This window comes from Pseudomonas sp. 05N36, assembly GCF_056397385.1.
Genome location: NZ_JBFTNH010000001.1, coordinates 354,567 through 371,079 on the forward strand (window position 1 = coordinate 354,567; position 16,513 = coordinate 371,079).

Sequence of the window (16,513 nt, forward strand, 5' to 3'; positions counted from 1 at the left end):
TCTCGTCGTCAGTCGTTCATGAAAATAGGGGCGAAGGTTCACAGTGCTGTGAAATCGATCGCCTGGTACACATCTGCGCCGATGCCGGCAAAACTCAACAAGGCCGGCAATTGCCCGGCGAACCCCTGGAAACTATGGTCGCCGCCAGCCTGGATACGCAAGGCACAGGCTCGGTAATACTGCTGGGCGAGGCGATAGTCCAGCGTTTCGTCCCCGGTTTGCAACCACACCTGAAACCGCTGCGGGTCCTGGGGCGCCGGCACTTCCAGCTCGGCCAGGGCCGTCACGTGGTCGTGGGTCAATTCCCAGGTCTCTTCGGTATACAGGTTTTTCTGCGTGCCCAGGTATCCGTCGAACATCCGGTGCGGGCTGACGGCAGGGTTGACCAACAGGGCCTTGAGGCCATGGCGCTCGGCAAGGTGAGTGGCATAGTAGCCGCCGAGGGAGCTGCCGACCAGCAGTGGCCGCCCCAGCCTGGCAATCGCCTGTTCCAGCTGACCGATGGCCTCACGCGGATGGTGATGCAAGGCCGGCACCTGCAACTGGTCGCCCAGACCCAGACGATCCATCACATCGACCAGCTGACAGGCCTTTTTCGACGCGGGTGCGCTGTTGAAACCGTGGATATAAAGGATCGAACCAGACATGCGAGCTCCCTGTGAGACGGGCAAAGATGCCGCAGTTTACAGGGAGTCGGGCGGATCGGGGACATCCACAGAAATCAGGCCCTCTTTAAGGACGCCATCGCGAGCAGGCTCGCTCCCACAGTGGATCTGCGCTGAGCACACCATTTGTGAACGCCCGAGATCAATGTGGGAGCGAGCCTGCTCCGGGCGGCGTTCCGACGAAGGGCGCGACTCGGTTTTCCTGAGCCACAAAAATTTTAGTAGCCGTTCGAACCATAATCGACCTGGAAGTCGAACCCGGTCACGCGCTCGACCCCGGTTTCCAGCCGTCCGTCCGGCAGCAACCGTAACCAGCGATAACCCGGCGCCAGGGTATCGACCTTGAAATCCACGCTGCCAGGCTCGAACTGGATGCACGTCGATGGCGAAGCGATCAGCCGCACATCGTTGCGCAACTGATCGATCTCCTGATGCACATGCCCCCAGAGCACTGCCCGCACCTGCGGGAAGCGATCGAGCACGGCAAACAGGGCGTCCGGGTTGCGCAGGCCAATCGGCTCCATCCAGGCACAACCGATGGACACCGGATGATGGTGCAAGCACACCAGATGATGGCGCTCCGGCGCTTCGCTCAAGGCGCGGACGAGCAATTGCAGTTGGTCATCCTGCAAATACCCTGGCACCGAACCCGGTACTGCCGAATCCAGCAAGGTGATCCGCCAGTTACCGATGTCCACGATGGGCTCCAGCAACTGACTCTGGACCGCGGCCCGGGCCATGATCTGCGGCTCATCGTGGTTGCCGGGAATCCAGCGCGCGGGCGCATCGATCTGCCGGGTCATCTCGCGAAACTGCTGATACGACTCAAGCGTGCCATCCTGGGACACGTCACCACTGGCGATCACCAGATCGATGCGCGGCTGTTGTGCCAGCACCAACTCGATAACCTTTTGCAGGCTGTCGCGGGTGTTCATGCCCAGCAACGTACCATCCGCCTCGGCGAACAGATGGCTGTCAGAGAGCTGCACCAGCAATACGGCATCGTTGGCTGTCAGAGTGGATACGCTCGGCAAGGCGTTCTCCCAAGGCGTGATCACGAATATGGATGAATGGCGCAATTATGCTGGGGGAAATTGAAAAGAGGAAACCCGTGAACCGGACGCAGTTCACAACTAGCGTACGACTTCGAACTCATGCCCGCAGGCCAGGCAATGACTCAGCCACTCGCCGAGGAACACGTTGAGCTGGGCCTTTTCGTCCGGCTGATGCATCAACGCATTCGGATAAGGATAGATGCCGCGAAAGCGCCGTGCATGTTCGGCACTGATGACTTCGGCCATACGCGCATCGTGGTAGACCTGCACTTCCAGCTGCGGCACCGGCAGCCATGGCAGGCTGTGCTCCTGGCGCACGCGCAAGGTCGTGGTGTACGGACACGCCTGCAACACTTCCAGCATCAGCACGCCCAGCATCTGCTCGCCCTGGGTCATGGCAATGCGCCGGGCAGCCGGCTGGTTGCGCATCTCCGGTAACAGGCGCATCAGTCGGGCGTAGTTGGCCTCGCAGGCGCTTTGCAGCCCCACAAGATCGACCCGATAACGATCGCGCTGTTTGTTTACGACCATAACCCCCTCACTTCAACGCGGTTCAAAGCCAGCCATTGCAAGGCAATGATGCTCGCCGCGTTGGAAATCCGTCCATCACGTACGGCTTGCAGGGCATCTTCGAAATCCCAGACCGTCACGCGAATATCTTCTGCTTCCTCCACCAGCCCATGAATGCCGCCGGCCCCGTTACTGTTACACCGCCCCAGATACAAGTGCACGTATTCGGTACTGCCACCGGGCGACGGAAAATAATTGAGCATCGGCCACAGCGCAGTGAATACAAGTCCAGCTTCCTCCTGCGCTTCGCGGTGAGCAACTTCTTCCGGTATTTCATCCTTATCGATCAGACCGGCGACCAGTTCGATCAGCCACGGGTTTTCGGTCTTGCCCAATACACCAACGCGAAATTGCTCGATCAATACCACTTCGTCCCGCTGCGGATCGTAAGGCAGGACACACACCGCATCATGACGAACAAACAACTCGCGGCTGATCTCGCGACTCATGCCACCGGCAAACAGCTCATGACGCAGGTGCACGCGATCAAGCTGGTAAAAACCCTTGAAGCAGTTTTCGCGGCGCACGACGTCTACGATGGTCGGGGTGGCATTGGCAAAATCAGTCATAACAATCCTCGTTTACTGTCTATCCGTCCGAGGCTCCCCCCAGGCTTCGCGCCATCCTAACGCGCCCGCACCGTTTGATGCAGCCTCTTTGCCGTCAGCGGGATAGACGGCAAGGGGTGAAAACAACTCTAATTGGCTCTAATTAGCTTAGTGGCGAACCGACTGCGCCGCTGGCAGTCGAAGACCCTGAATTTTGCCTTTCTCTGATTCATGAAGGACGCCCATGTCGCTGTTGAAAATCGCCTCCGTGGCCTGTATTGCCCTCACGCTCGGCGCCTGCCAAAGCCTGTTCCAACCCAGCTATCGGGCACAGGTGACATCCACTCGCGATGCGTCCGAGCAGGTCAAGCCGGGGTGCGACGGCCCCGACTGCCCGCTGGTGAATATCGACACGGTGCATTTCCCGACCGACCCGCAACTGGACCGGATCGTCGAACAGCGCCTGCTGCAAATGACCCGCACCTCACCGGGCGCGGCGCTACCCGCCTCCCTCAACGCCTACCGCGAACAGTTCCTGCGTGAGTCAGGCGATCGCAACAGCGTCTACTTGCAAGCCAAGGTACGTGAGCAGCATGACGGACTGGTGATCATTGAAGTGTCCAGTTATCTGGACACGGGCGCGGCCAATGGCACACCGGGGCGGGGCTTTATCAACTACTCGCGCCAGCTGCAAAAAGAGCTGAGCCTGAACGACATGCTGTTGCCGGGGCAGGAAGTGGCGTTCTGGAAGACTGCGCAAGTTGCGCACAATAGCTGGCTGATCAACTCGCAGCTGGATCGTGACCCCGACTTCGTCAAAAGCTGGCCCTTCCAGAAAACCCCGAACGTGGCCTTGACCAGCGCCGGGGTGGTGCTCAAGTACAACGTTGCGACCATCGCGCCCTATTCGAGTGGCCTCATCGAGATGACCATCCCCTACGCTCGTCTCAAGGGTCAGATCAAGCCTGAGCTGGTGCCGGAGCGTAGCTGAAGACCCGGCCCAGCAGCAGTTGCAGCAGCCCTGCCAGTACCAGCGATGGCAGGGTTGCGCCGACCTCCGGATACAGATTCGCCAGCAAGTGATAGGTGCTCACCCCGCCCAGCCAGGCGAGCAACGCCGGCCAGCGCAAGGCGGCTGACGCAATTTGAGCACTGCGCTTGCGCAGGATGAAGTGATCCACCAGCACCACGCCGAACAGCGGCGCGAACACCGAGCCGATCAACAGCAGGAAGTTCTGGTACTGGGCCAGTGGCGCCAGGCACGCGATCAAGGTGCAGATCACACCGATGGCCAAGGCCAGGTGCTCGACTTTCATGCGCAACAGAATCCCGCTGGAGACCGCCGCCGAGTGAATGTCGGCGAACGCGTTTTCCGACTCGTCAAGCAGGATCAGCAACAGCGGAATACCCAGACCGGCACCGGCCAGGGCCAACAGCAAGGCGTTGACTTCACCACTCGGGGCAAACGCCAGGGTGTAGGCAACGCCCAGGCTCATCAACCAGAAGTTACCAATGAAGAAGCCCAGCGCCGTGCCGCCGAATACGCTTTTCGCACGCTTGCCGAAACGCGAGTAGTCGGCAATCAGCGGCAGCCACGACAGCGGCATCGCGATGGCGATATCAAAACCCACGGCGAATGGCATCGAACCGTCACCGGCCTGTACCCACAGCGCGGCCAGATCGGCTTTGGCGAAGAGGTTCCAGGTCAGCCAGATGCACGCTGCCAGCAGCAACCAGATGCCCCACTTGCGCAGGATCTGACGGACAAACGTCAACGGACCACTAACCGCGAGCAAGGTCGCCAAGGCGCCGAACGCCAGCGTCCAGAGCAATGGATTGGCCATCAGGCTAGCGTCGCTGAACGCACGAGCGCCGAGCAGACTGGCCGCGTCGCGCATGACGATGATTTCGAACGAGCCCCAACCGATCAGTTGCAGCAGGTTCAACAGCGCCGGCAGGCTCGCACCGCGAGTACCGAGGCTCAGTTTGAGTGCAGCCATGGCCGACAGGCCGGTATCGCTGCCGATCACCCCGACGCACGCCAGCAGCAGAACACCGACCAGCGTGCCCAGAAAAATTGCCAGCAACGAACCCGACAACCCCAGCCCCGGCGCCAGCAAGGCCCCGGTCTGCAAGACCATTAGACCAATGCCGAGGGAGAACCACAGGGAGAACAGATCACGGGCACCGAACACGCGCTGGGCCAGAGGCACGGCGTGGTCGGGAGAATAGGTACTGGGTTGAATACTCAAGGGGGGTTATCTCAGAGGAACATGTGTTGTTGTGATGATCGCCATCGCAAGCAGGCTCGCTCCCACAGGGGATGTGTGAACGACACAAATCCAATGTGGGAGCGAGCCTGCTCGCGATGGCGGCGGTGCAGGCACCGCCACCTCAGGTCAGATCAAACTTTTTTGTACAGCTGACTGCCTTCCTGCTTGAAGCGCTCAGCCTGTTCGGCCAGACCTTGGGCGACTTCGGCGTCGACGGTTTCGATCCGCTGGTTGGCCGCATACTCGCGGACTTCCTGGGTGATTTTCATCGAGCAGAATTTCGGCCCGCACATCGAGCAGAAATGCGCGACCTTGGCCGAGTCCTTCGGCAGGGTTTCATCGTGGTACGAACGCGCGGTGTCCGGGTCCAGGCCGAGGTTGAACTGGTCTTCCCAGCGGAACTCGAAACGCGCCTTGCTCAAGGCGTTGTCGCGGATCTGTGCGCCCGGATGTCCTTTGGCCAAGTCTGCCGCGTGGGCGGCGATCTTGTAGGTGATGATCCCGGTCTTCACGTCATCCTTGTTCGGCAGGCCCAAGTGTTCCTTCGGCGTGACGTAGCAAAGCATGGCGCAACCGAACCAGCCGATCATTGCCGCACCAATGCCCGAGGTGATGTGGTCGTAACCCGGTGCGATGTCGGTGGTCAGTGGGCCGAGGGTGTAGAACGGCGCCTCGTCGCAGCACTCGAGCTGCTTGTCCATGTTCTCCTTGATCAACTGCATCGGCACGTGGCCAGGGCCTTCGATCATGCACTGCACATCGTGTTTCCAGGCGATCTTGGTCAGCTCGCCAAGGGTTTCCAACTCACCGAATTGCGCTTCGTCGTTGGCGTCGGCAATCGAGCCAGGGCGCAGGCCATCGCCCAGCGAGAAGCTGACGTCGTAGGCCTTCATGATTTCGCAGATGTCTTCGAAATGAGTGTAGAGGAAGTTCTCTTTGTGGTGCGCCAGGCACCACTTGGCCATGATCGAACCACCACGGGAAACGATCCCGGTCACGCGTTTGGCGGTCATCGGCACGTAGCGCAGCAACACCCCGGCATGGATGGTGAAGTAATCGACGCCCTGCTCAGCCTGCTCGATCAACGTGTCGCGGAACAGTTCCCAGGTCAGGTCTTCGGCGACACCACCGACTTTTTCCAGGGCCTGATAGATCGGCACGGTACCGATCGGCACTGGCGAGTTGCGGATGATCCACTCACGGGTTTCGTGAATGTGCTTGCCGGTGGACAGGTCCATGACCGTGTCCGAACCCCAGCGAATGCCCCAGGTCAGTTTCGCCACTTCTTCTTCGATGGACGAACCCAGTGCGCTGTTGCCGATGTTGCCGTTGATCTTCACCAGGAAGTTACGGCCGATGATCATCGGTTCCAGTTCGGTGTGGTTGATGTTCGCCGGAATGATCGCGCGGCCGCGGGCGATTTCTTCACGGACAAATTCCGGGGTGATGACTTTCGGCACACTGGCGCCGAAGCTGTGGCCCGCGTGCTGCTGATCCAGCAAACCTGCGGCGCGGGCCACTTCGAGCTTCATGTTTTCGCGGATGGCGACGTATTCCATCTCGGCAGTGATGATGCCTTTGCGGGCGTAGTGCATCTGGCTGACGTTGGCGCCTGGCTTGGCGCGGCGCGGGTTGTTGACGTGAGCGAAACGCAGCTTGGTCAGCTCCGGATCGGCGAGGCGTTCCTGGCCGAAGTTCGAACTCAGGCCGGCCAGACGCTCGGTATCACCACGGGCTTCGATCCACGGCGAACGCACGTCACCCAGGCCTTTGCGCACATCGATGATGACGTTGGGGTCGGTGTACGGACCCGAGGTGTCGTAGACCACGACCGGTGCGTTGATCTCGCCGCCGAAGTCGGTGGGGGTCACGTCGAGGCTGATTTCGCGCATTGGCACGAGGATGTCCGGGCGAGAGCCCTGAACATAAATTTTTTGCGAGCGGGTAAAGGGCTGAACCGATTGCTGATCGACTTTGGCCGAGTCACTCAGATTGATCGCATTTTTTGATTTTGTAGTCATCACGGGCTCTCCAGACTTCATCCAGGCAGTGGAATTTTGTCGGAGCGAACCTGTAACGAATGGACGCAGCCCACCAGTGAAAACTCCAGCTGGATGAGTGCTGTGCTGAGTGCACGAGGGCTGTTCGATTGTCGAACAACATCCCGGACGAAGCACAAGAGGACTCGCCGGGTGACGAGAAATCTTGTTCCCTACGCAGGCTTAAACCTGATCAGGTTCAACGGGATCCGAAATTATTCGATCTCAGCCTCATAGCAAGGCACCCCGACAAGAACCCGGCCAGTCTAGACACAACTGGCATAGAACGCCAACACCGGAGCAATCAGCGTGATGAATGGCGTAATTACAGGATTGTTGCCGCCGGTTGGCGCATCTACACTCGCAACGCCATGCTGTGCCTTGACGCTGCAGGGCGTGCGCCGTAGCCTTGGCGCTCAAATTATCGACGTAATAAAATTTTAGGGATCGCCTCATGCTGCGCAAACTCTCACTGGCTCTAGCCGTGTCTTGTGCGTCCAACGGAATGGCCTGGGCAGCAGAAGCGCCATTATCGACCAATACCGATTTGGTCAGCGTCTACCAGGAAGCTGTCGACAACAACGCCGACCTGGCCGCCGCCCGCGCTCAATATGGCGCGCAAAAGGAAGTCGTGCCCCAGGCCCGAGCCGGCCTGCTGCCAAACCTCTCGGGGGGTGCCCAGGTTGCCGATGTGCGGACAAAAATCGACCAGCCGTCAGCCATCGCCAACCGCAGTGCCCACTTCTATCAAGCAACGCTGGCCCAGCCGTTGTTCCGCGCCGATCGCTGGTTCCAGCTCCAGGCGGCCAAGGATGTCAACGAGCAAGCGGCGCTGCAACTTTCGGCGACCGAGCAGAACCTGATTCTGCAAAGCGCCGAAACCTACTTCAATGTGCTGCGCAGCCAGGACAACCTCGCCTCGACCAAGGCCGAGGAAGCCGCGTTCAAGCGCCAGCTCGATCAGTCCAATGAGCGCTTCGATGTGGGCCTCTCGGACAAGACCGATGTGCTGCAATCGCAAGCCAGTTACGACACCGCGCGCGCCAACCGGATTCTCGCGCAGCGCCAGGTGGATGATGCGTTCGAAGCGCTGATCACCCTGACCAACCGTCAGTACAACTCGATTCAGGGCATCGTCCACACCTTGCCGGTCCTGCCGCCAGCGCCGAACGACGCCAAGGCCTGGGTCGACACTGCCGCCAAACAGAACCTCAACCTGCTGGCCAGCAACTACGCGGTCAGCGCCGCCGAAGAAACGCTCAAGCAGCGCAAGGCCGGTCACGCGCCGACCCTCGACGCCGTGGCGCAGTACAAGACCGGTGACAACGATGCACTGGGCTTCAGCAACCCGAGCCCCTTCGGTCAAGCGTACGGCGGCACCGTCTCGCAAAGCACGGTCGGCCTGCAATTGAACATTCCGATCTACAGCGGCGGGCTGACCAGCTCGCAGGTTCGCGAGTCGTACTCGCGCCTGGACCAAAGCGAACAGCAACGCGAAGCGCTGCGTCGGCAAGTAGTGGAAAACACCCGCAACCTGCACCGTGCGGTGAACAGCGATGTCGAGCAGGTGCAGGCTCGCCGCCAGTCGATCATCTCGAACCAGAGCGCGGTGGAAGCCACGGAGATCGGTTATCAGGTGGGGACGCGCAATATTGTCGATGTGCTCGACGCCCAGCGTCAGCTGTATACCTCGGTACGCAACTACAACAACAGCCGCTACGACTACATTCTCGACAACCTGCGCCTGAAGCAGGCGGCCGGCACCCTCAGCCCGGGCGACTTGCAGGACCTGAAGCGTTACCTCAAGGCCGACTACAACCCGGACAAGGACTTCCTGCCACCGGACCTGGCCAAGGCTGCGGCGGAACAGCTGAAAGCTAATCCCGGCCAGTAAAAAAACAACCCTGTGGCGAGGGAGCTTGCTCCCTCGCCACAGGTGTCAGGTTCCGAATTAGTTGATCAACCGCCCCAACCCATCCAGCAATCGCTGCAAGGCGCCCTGATTGGCGCGCATCACCGTAAGCCCCGCCTCTGCCATCCGTTGCGCATCGCGTGGCAACTCGAACAGCCGCTGCACCGCCAGCGCCAGGCCTTGGGCGTCATCCACTTCCTGCAACGCCTTCGCGCTGCGCATCAGCGCGGCGATCTCAAGGAAGTTAAACAGGTGCGGCCCGCTCAACACCGGTTTGCCCAGTGCTGCCGGCTCCAGCAGATTATGCCCGCCATTGGGCACCAGACTGCCGCCGACAAACGCACTGTCGGCCAAGGCGTAGAGAAACAGCAACTCGCCCATGGTGTCGCCGAGCAGCACTGAGGTGCTGGCGCTGACGGCTTCACCGGTCGAACGCCGGACCGTGTTGAAACCTTGCTGCTGGCAGAGTTCGAACACCGGGTTGAAACGCTCGGGGTGACGCGGCACCAGAATCAGCAGGGCATCCGGATGGCTGGCGAGCAATTGTCGATGCGCCGCCAGCACCACTTCGTCTTCACCTTCATGGGTGCTCGCGGCGATCCACACCGGACGTTCGACCGCTTGCCATTGCTGACGCAACTCGGCGGCCCGCTGCAGCAACTGGGGGTCGATGCGCAAATCAAACTTGATCGAACCGGTCACTTCGACCGTTTCGGCGCGTGCGCCCAACTGCCGAAAACGCTCGGCCTCGGCTTCGGTCTGCACCGCAAACAGACTCATTTCGGCCAGCATCGGCTGCGTCAGCTTGCCGAAACGGCCATAGCCTTTGGCCGAACGTTCCGAGAGCCGGGCATTGGCCAGCGCCACCGGGATCCCGCGTTTGGCACACTGATGAATGTGGTTGGGCCACAACTCGGTTTCCATGATCACCGCCAGTTTCGGCTGAACCCGGTCGAGGAACCGCGCCGCCGCACACGGCAGATCGTAAGGCAGGTAGCAGTGCTGGATGCGCGGCTCATTGGCGAACATTGCGTGAATCCGCTCGGACCCGGTCGGGGTCATACAGGTCACGGTGATCGGCAGCTGTGGATAACGCTCGAGCAATCCGCGAATCATGGGGGCAGCGGCAATGCTTTCGCCAACCGACACCGCATGCACCCAGATGCCGCCGGGTTTCATCACCGGCAAGCCGATGGAGAAACGTTCGCCAATACGTTTGGCGTACGCCGGTGCCTTGCGCGAACGCAGCCACAGCCGAATCGCTACCAGTGGCAGCCCCAGGTAAAACAGCACGGTGTAGAGAGTTCTATTCATGGCGGCGGAGTTTATCGGCTTTTTTAGCCAATCGCCTGCAAGTGCACGGCAAAACGTTCCGCCAACCAACGCGCCGCTGGCCCCAGCGGTTCATCACGCCGCCAGACCAACTCCACCACCAAGGCTGGCGGGGTCCATTCGCTGACCAGTTCGACCATCTGCCCGTGATACGCCGGGTACTGCACCACATGCCGCGGCAGCCAGCCCCACCCCAGGCCACGCATCAGCCACTCGGCGAGAACGTAGAAGCTGTCGGCGCGCCAGACTTGCGGGCTGGCTTGCTCACTGCCGGGGTAGACGCTGGAATGCGTGGCCATCAACAGCTGTCGATGCTGCGCCATCTGCTGGCAATTGACCTGCCCTTCCACGGCCAGCGGATGCCCTACTCCGCACACCGTGACCATCTCGACGCTGCCCAGCACCCGACGCTCCAGGGCTTCGGGAATCTGCTCGTGATAAAACAGCAAGCCCAGATCGGCCCGGCGCTCCACCAGTTTGCGCGCCACATCGCCCTGGGCGGCACTGGCCAGTTGCACTTCCAGGCTGGGAAATCGCTCGGCCAATGCTTCAAGACTGTCGAGCACCGGCTGATAAGGCATGGCCTCATCCTGCGCCAGACGCAGCCGCGCTTCCTGCCCCCGCATCAACGCCAGCGCCCGCCCGTTGAGACGCTCGCACTGGCGCAGCACCTCTCGCGCTTCTTCGAGCAACGCGCTGCCGGCTTCGGTCAAGCGCGGCTGGCGGCCGCTACTGCGATCAAACAGGTTCAGGCCAAGGTCTGCTTCAAGCAGTGCTATCGCACTGCTGACCGCCGACTGCGCCTTGCGTTGATTGCGCGCGACTGCCGAAAATGAACGCTGCTCGGCCACACTGACGAACAAACGCATCTGCTCCAGATTCCATTGCACACTCATGATTCAACCCATCTTCAAATCAGATAGGTAATGACTTTACCCCATCTCTAAAGCCTCTAGAATGCCGACCTCATCAAGCAGGCCAAAATACGAGGATCACACCATGAACGCTTACTACCTCTTGGCTATCGCCATCTGCGCCGAAGTGATCGCCACCGTATCGATGAAAGCAGTCAAGGGCCTGAGCACACCACTCCCTTTGCTGTTGATCATTGTCGGTTACGGCATTGCGTTCTGGATGCTGACCCTGGTGGTGCGCACCATTCCGGTTGGCGTCACCTACGCGGTGTGGGCCGGCATGGGGATCGTGATGGTCAGCATCGCGGCGCTGTTTCTCTACGACCAGAAACTCGACATCCCGGCCATGCTCGGCATGGCGCTGATCGTCCTGGGCGTGGTGGTCATCCAGCTGTTCTCGAAAACCGCCGGGCACTAAAGAGCACCGCCAGACTGCTTTGCGTAGCAGCTGCCGAAGGCTGCGTTCGAGGACGAAGTCCTCGCCTTCGATCTATCTGAAGAGCGGCGTCGTCAGGTTTTACGACTGCTTCGCAGCCGAACGCAGCCTGCGGCAGCTGCTACAAGGGATCGCTGTGCTCTGTATACTGCGCCTCTAGTCCTGAACGCTGAGGTCGCTGCATGCCATCCGTTATTTCCACCGACGTACTGATTGTCGGCGCTGGTGTCGCCGGCCTCTGGCTGAACGCACGCCTGCGTCGCCAGGGTTTCTCGACCGTACTGGTGGAAAGTGCCAGCCTCGGCGGCGGGCAGAGCGTGAAGTCCCAGGGGATCATCCACGGCGGCGCCAAGTACGCGCTGCATGGTGCGTTGACCGGTGCCTCCGAAGCGATTTCCGACATGCCGCGCCGTTGGCGTGAAGCGCTGGCCGGCGACGGCGAGCTGGACCTGTCCGGCGTGCGTCTGCTCTCCGAAGCCCACTATTTGTGGTCCCCTGGCACCCTCGCCGGCAACCTCACCAGTTTCTTCGCCAGCAAAGCGGTGCGCGGCCGGGTCGACCAGGTCAAGGGCGAGCAGCTGCCGCCGGCCCTGCAAGACAAGCGCTTCAAGGGCAAGGTCTATCGCCTCGCGGAACTGGTGGTCGATGTGCCAAGCCTGATCGGGCGTCTGGCTGAGCTTGCCGGTGACGGCCTGCTGGCCGGGCAGAAGATCGAGCCATTGCTGGAAAACGGCGAACTGGTCGGCCTGCGCGTCGACGAGCGCGAAATCCGCGCACAGCGCATCGTCCTCAGTGCCGGTGCTGGCAACGCCGACTTGCTCACGGCGCTCGGCCTGAGCCAGCCGGCCATGCAACGTCGGCCGCTGCACATGGTCATCGTCAAAGGCCCGAGCCTGAAACCGCTCTACGCCCACTGCCTGGGCGGTGGGCCAAAGCCGCGCATCACCGTCACCACCCACCCGGCCGCCGATGGTCAATGGGTCTGGTACCTGGGCGGTGATATCGCCGAAGCCGAAGGCGTGGCTCGTGAACCTGCCGCGCAAATTGCCGCCGCGCAGAAAGAACTCGGCAACCTGTTGCCGTGGGTCGACCTCAGCCAGGCGCAATGGGCGACCTTGCGGGTCGAGCGCGCCGAGCCGCTGCAATCGGGCCTGAGCCGACCCGACAACGCCTTTCTCGCCGAGCAGGATCGTCTGCTGGTGGGCTGGCCGACCAAACTGGCGCTGGCACCGGACTTCGCTGACCGGGTAATGGCGTCGCTGCAACGCGACGGCATCCAGCCAAGCCACCCGGCGCCGTTGCCATCCCTGCCAAAACCGCCGATGGGCGTGCCTGCCTGGGAGCAATTGTTGCCATGAGCCAAGCCACCCTGCACGACCTGCACGACCTGCATCGTCCGTTGGGCAGCACTGGCCTGCTGGTTTCTCCACTGGGCCTGGGCACGGTGAAACTCGGCCGCGACCAAGGCGTGAAGTACCCCAATGGCTTCCAGATCCCGGACGATGACGAAGCGCGCAGGTTGCTCAAGCTGACCCGCGAGCTGGGCATCAACCTGATCGACACCGCCCCCGCCTATGGCCGCAGCGAAGAACGTCTCGGCCCGCTGCTGCGCGGTCAGCGTCAGGAGTGGGTGATTGTCAGCAAGGTCGGTGAAGAATTCGCCGATGGCCTGTCGCACCATGACTTCAGCGCTGCGCACACACGTTTTTCCATCGAACGCAGCCTGAAACGCCTGGAAACCGACTTCATCGACCTGGTGCTGGTGCATTCGGACGGTAACGACCTGGCGATTCTCAACGACTGTGAGGTCTATCAGACCCTCGCCGAGCTTAAACGCGAGGGCAAGATTCGCGGGTTCGGGTTTTCCGGAAAAACGGTTGATGGCGGGTTGAAGGCTCTGGAACAAGGCGATTGCGCCATGGTCACCTACAATCTCAACGAACAGGCCGAACGGCCAGTCATCGACTACGCTGCTGCCCACGGCAAAGCGATCCTGGTGAAGAAGGCTCTGGCCAGCGGTCACGTCTGCCTCAGCCCGGGTGTTGATCCGGTACGCGCCAGCTTCGAGCTGTTGTTTGCGCAACCCGGTGTCGCCAGTGCTATTGTCGGGACCATTAATCCGCTGCACCTCGCCCACAATGTGGCGACTGTTGCTCAAGTCCTACGTAGTCGTTGAACAGCCGCCAAGGCGGCCGACCCCGACGCAAGAAGGAGCCGACATGCCGCGAACGCTCATAAGAAAGAACCCCAGCAACTTCAAGACCCTGCCGTTATACGTCGAAGCGACTCCCGAAGGCCTGAGTTATCAGAGTGTCGGCAGGCCGCTGAATTTTTCCCAGACCCTGCAACGTCGGCGCCCGGTCACAGTGGCCAATCCAGAGCACTTTTCACTGGAGCTGGCCAACCTTGGCGTCTCGGTACGGCTGACCCTGCATTGGCAGAATCGCGATTACTGGGTGCTGGTCCGTCAGCGCCGCCAGGACCGTGGCGACGTGGTGCTCAAACTGATCTCGGGTTATGTGCCGGCCCATGAGCTGAACCTGCCGTTGCACACGGCCATTCAGGAAATCGCTGAAGAATGCCTGCTGGAAACCCCCGAAGGCTGGCTTGGCGGGCGCTTCAATGACACCTGGCTGCCAGCACCCTACGCCAGCGCGCTGCATTACCGCGAGGCGCTGCCGTTCCGCCTGACGCCGCTGTCTGGCGCTGCTCGCCCGGTGCGCTGCGCCAACATGCAGCTGATCGAACGCCCACGGGCCTACGTGCATCTGCCCACGGCGTCCTTGCAGTTGATCTACGATTTGCGCCTGGACGTGCCCAAGGAAACCAAATCCCTGAGCCTGTTTCATGTCGATGAACGGCTTGAAGGCGATCAACTCGTCGCACGACTGGATCGCAAGCGCCCTGATCTGTACCTGATGCCGCTTGAGGATGGCCAGCCGCTGCCCGAGCTCTACACCCTGAAAAAAGATCAGCTCTACCCGGCAAGCACACGCGGACTGTATCTGGCAGAGAGTTTTGCCCAACAGGAAGGTTGGCTGGTGCGTGACGAACGGATTCGCTGGAAGGACTGGCTCAGGCAGCAAGGCTTGAGCCAACCGGGCAAGGCATCGGGTTTCAGCCGATTGACCGGCAAGGCCAGGCTGCTGCTGAAGAAAATCGTGCCACGCAAGGTGGCACGCTAACTTACCCCGTGGCGAGGGAGCTTGCTCCCGCTGGGCCGCGAAGCGGCCCTAAAACCCGCCATCGAGTTTCTACAGATACACCGCGTTTGCCGGTTTTACACCTGCTGCGCAGGCGAGCGGGAGCAAGCTCCCTCGCCACAGTTTCAGGTCTTGCGGATCTTCTCGACTATTGCGGTCGTCGAGCTGTTTTCCACCAGCCCCAGCACTTTCACTGTTCCGCCATAAGCGCTCACGATGTCGGCACCGACCACCTGGTCGATTCCGTAATCGCCGCCCTTGACCAGCACATCCGGCTTGACCTGCCTCAGGAGGTTTTCCGGAGTGCCTTCAGGGAAGCTGATCACCCAGTCCACCGCGCCCAGACCTGCCAGTACCGCCATGCGCCGGTCAACGCTGTTGATCGGCCGCCCAGGACCTTTCAAGCGGCTCACCGATGCATCGTCGTTGACTGCAACGATCAAACGATCGCCCTGCGCCCGCGCCTGCTCCAGGTAGGTCACATGGCCTGCATGGAGGATGTCGAAGCAGCCATTGGTAAAGACGATCTTCTCTTTGTGCGCACGCGCATCGTCGACGGCCAGCAGCAATTGCTCCAGGCCCAGGACACCACGTTCGGAACCTTCTTCACGCTGAATCGCGCGACGCAATTCCGGAGCACTGATCGCCGCCGTACCCAGCTTGCCGACCACGATGCCTGCGGCCAGGTTGGCCAGGGCTACTGCGTGCGGCAGTTCTTCGCCAGCAGCAATCGCCGCCGCCAACGTAGAAATCACCGTATCACCGGCACCGGTCACGTCGAACACTTCGCGGGCCCGCGCGGGCAAGTGCAGCGCCGGATGATCAGGACGCAGCAAGGTCATGCCGTGCTCGCCACGCGTGACCAGCAAGGCACCCAGATCAAGGTCGTGCATGAGCTTCGCGCCCTTGCTGACCAGATCGTGCTCATCGACGCAACCACCAACAATGGTTTCAAACTCGCTGAGGTTCGGGGTAATCAGGCTGGCACCGCGGTAAATCGAGAAATCCTTGCCTTTGGGATCCGCCAGCACCGGAATGCCACGGGCACGGGCGGCCTGGATCAAGGCCTGGTGGTTCTTCAGCGCGCCTTTGCCATAGTCAGACAACACCAGCACCTTGATGCCTTCGAGCAGACCGTCGACTTCAGCGCCGAGCGCCAGTGCGTCGGTGGCAAACGGCTGTTCGAAGTCGATACGCAGCAATTGCTGGTGACGACTCATGACCCGCAGTTTGACGATGGTCGGCTGATGCGCGATGCGCTGAAACAACGCACGCACTCCGGCGCCTTTGAGGCTATTGCTCAGGCTATCGGCGGCCTCGTCATCACCGGTCACACCGACCAGGGACGCCGGCGCGCCGAGCGCGGCAATGTTCAAGGCAACGTTGGCAGCACCGCCCGGGCGGTCTTCGATGTGCTCGACCTTGACCACCGGCACCGGTGCCTCAGGAGAAATCCGTGAGGTACCACCATGCCAGTAACGGTCGAGCATGACATCGCCGACCACCAAGACAGGGGCTTGATCGAATCGCGGCATGGACAACTTCATGGAGCAACCCACATACAAA

The 16,513-nt window shown here is 61.1% G+C and carries 15 protein-coding genes and 1 riboswitch; of the genes, 6 read left to right on the forward strand and 9 right to left on the reverse strand.

Going from position 1 to position 16,513, the window contains the following annotated elements:
- Positions 1-38 precede the first annotated feature (38 nt).
- From AC1DIH_RS01665 to AC1DIH_RS01680, 4 genes are all read right to left on the reverse strand, one after another.
- Entirely contained in the window at positions 39-647 is a 609-nt protein-coding gene (locus tag AC1DIH_RS01665) for a YqiA/YcfP family alpha/beta fold hydrolase (protein WP_477770347.1), read from the reverse strand.
- A 236-nt stretch (positions 648-883) separates the two neighbouring features.
- Positions 884-1,699 (reverse strand): 3',5'-cyclic-AMP phosphodiesterase, encoded by an 816-nt coding sequence (cpdA, locus tag AC1DIH_RS01670; protein ID WP_477770348.1) that lies wholly within the window; start codon positions 1,697-1,699, stop codon positions 884-886.
- A 99-nt stretch (positions 1,700-1,798) separates the two neighbouring features.
- Positions 1,799-2,251 carry a DUF1249 domain-containing protein gene (locus tag AC1DIH_RS01675; protein ID WP_019691483.1) on the reverse strand — a complete coding sequence of 151 codons (453 nt, stop codon included), beginning with the start codon at positions 2,249-2,251 and terminating at the stop codon, positions 1,799-1,801.
- Complete coding sequence (locus AC1DIH_RS01680; RefSeq protein ID WP_477770349.1) at positions 2,242-2,859, reverse strand: NUDIX domain-containing protein; 618 nt, start codon at positions 2,857-2,859, stop codon at positions 2,242-2,244. The genes AC1DIH_RS01675 and AC1DIH_RS01680 overlap by 10 nt, the downstream gene beginning before the upstream one ends.
- A 223-nt stretch (positions 2,860-3,082) precedes the next feature.
- Here AC1DIH_RS01680 and AC1DIH_RS01685 point away from each other — a divergent pair, with 223 nt between their 5' ends.
- The gene (locus AC1DIH_RS01685) at positions 3,083-3,829 is read left to right on the forward strand and encodes an RsiV family protein (RefSeq protein ID WP_123581904.1); all 747 of its coding nucleotides are present in this window, start codon (positions 3,083-3,085) and stop codon (positions 3,827-3,829) included.
- Here the strand turns inward: AC1DIH_RS01685 and cytX are convergent.
- Together cytX and thiC are read right to left on the reverse strand one after the other, a co-directional pair.
- Positions 3,798-5,090 carry a putative hydroxymethylpyrimidine transporter CytX gene (gene cytX, locus AC1DIH_RS01690; protein WP_477770350.1) on the reverse strand — a complete coding sequence of 431 codons (1,293 nt, stop codon included), beginning with the start codon at positions 5,088-5,090 and terminating at the stop codon, positions 3,798-3,800. The genes AC1DIH_RS01685 and cytX overlap by 32 nt on opposite strands.
- Positions 5,091-5,242: 152 nt before the next feature.
- Positions 5,243-7,132: a phosphomethylpyrimidine synthase ThiC gene (thiC, locus tag AC1DIH_RS01695; protein ID WP_477770351.1), complete on the reverse strand. Its 1,890-nt coding sequence runs from the start codon at positions 7,130-7,132 to the stop codon at positions 5,243-5,245.
- A gap of 171 nt (positions 7,133-7,303) precedes the next feature.
- Positions 7,304-7,409: riboswitch (TPP riboswitch) on the reverse strand.
- A 195-nt stretch (positions 7,410-7,604) separates the two neighbouring features.
- On the opposite strand from thiC, the gene AC1DIH_RS01700 reads away from it, so the two are divergent.
- A complete protein-coding gene (locus AC1DIH_RS01700) occupies positions 7,605-9,044 on the forward strand; it encodes a TolC family outer membrane protein (RefSeq protein WP_477770352.1) in 1,440 nt (479 codons plus the stop codon).
- A 57-nt stretch (positions 9,045-9,101) separates the two neighbouring features.
- On the opposite strand, the gene waaA is transcribed toward AC1DIH_RS01700, so the two are convergent.
- Together waaA and AC1DIH_RS01710 are read right to left on the reverse strand one after the other, a co-directional pair.
- On the reverse strand, positions 9,102-10,376 hold the full coding sequence (gene waaA, locus AC1DIH_RS01705) for a lipid IV(A) 3-deoxy-D-manno-octulosonic acid transferase (protein WP_477770353.1): 1,275 nt from the start codon (positions 10,374-10,376) through the stop codon (positions 9,102-9,104).
- 23 nt (positions 10,377-10,399) lie between these two features.
- Positions 10,400-11,290 (reverse strand): LysR family transcriptional regulator, encoded by an 891-nt coding sequence (locus AC1DIH_RS01710; RefSeq protein ID WP_477770354.1) that lies wholly within the window; start codon positions 11,288-11,290, stop codon positions 10,400-10,402.
- A gap of 103 nt (positions 11,291-11,393) precedes the next feature.
- On the opposite strand from AC1DIH_RS01710, the gene AC1DIH_RS01715 reads away from it, so the two are divergent.
- The 4 genes from AC1DIH_RS01715 to AC1DIH_RS01730 all read left to right on the forward strand — a co-directional run bounded on the left by AC1DIH_RS01715 (position 11,394) and on the right by AC1DIH_RS01730 (position 14,929).
- The gene (locus AC1DIH_RS01715; RefSeq protein ID WP_019691475.1) at positions 11,394-11,726 is read left to right on the forward strand and encodes a DMT family transporter; all 333 of its coding nucleotides are present in this window, start codon (positions 11,394-11,396) and stop codon (positions 11,724-11,726) included.
- A 200-nt stretch (positions 11,727-11,926) separates the two neighbouring features.
- Positions 11,927-13,102: an NAD(P)/FAD-dependent oxidoreductase gene (locus tag AC1DIH_RS01720; protein WP_477770355.1), complete on the forward strand. Its 1,176-nt coding sequence runs from the start codon at positions 11,927-11,929 to the stop codon at positions 13,100-13,102.
- Positions 13,099-13,920, forward strand: coding sequence for an aldo/keto reductase (locus AC1DIH_RS01725; protein ID WP_477770356.1), 822 nt, complete (start codon positions 13,099-13,101; stop codon positions 13,918-13,920). Before AC1DIH_RS01720 ends, AC1DIH_RS01725 begins: the two co-directional genes overlap by 4 nt.
- 43 nt (positions 13,921-13,963) lie before the next feature.
- Positions 13,964-14,929, forward strand: a complete 966-nt coding sequence (locus tag AC1DIH_RS01730) for a metal ABC transporter ATPase (RefSeq protein WP_477770357.1) — start codon at positions 13,964-13,966, stop codon at positions 14,927-14,929.
- A gap of 143 nt (positions 14,930-15,072) precedes the next feature.
- Here the strand turns inward: AC1DIH_RS01730 and hldE are convergent, their stop codons facing one another.
- Positions 15,073-16,494 (reverse strand): bifunctional D-glycero-beta-D-manno-heptose-7-phosphate kinase/D-glycero-beta-D-manno-heptose 1-phosphate adenylyltransferase HldE, encoded by a 1,422-nt coding sequence (gene hldE, locus AC1DIH_RS01735; protein ID WP_477770358.1) that lies wholly within the window; start codon positions 16,492-16,494, stop codon positions 15,073-15,075.
- Positions 16,495-16,513 lie beyond the last annotated feature (19 nt).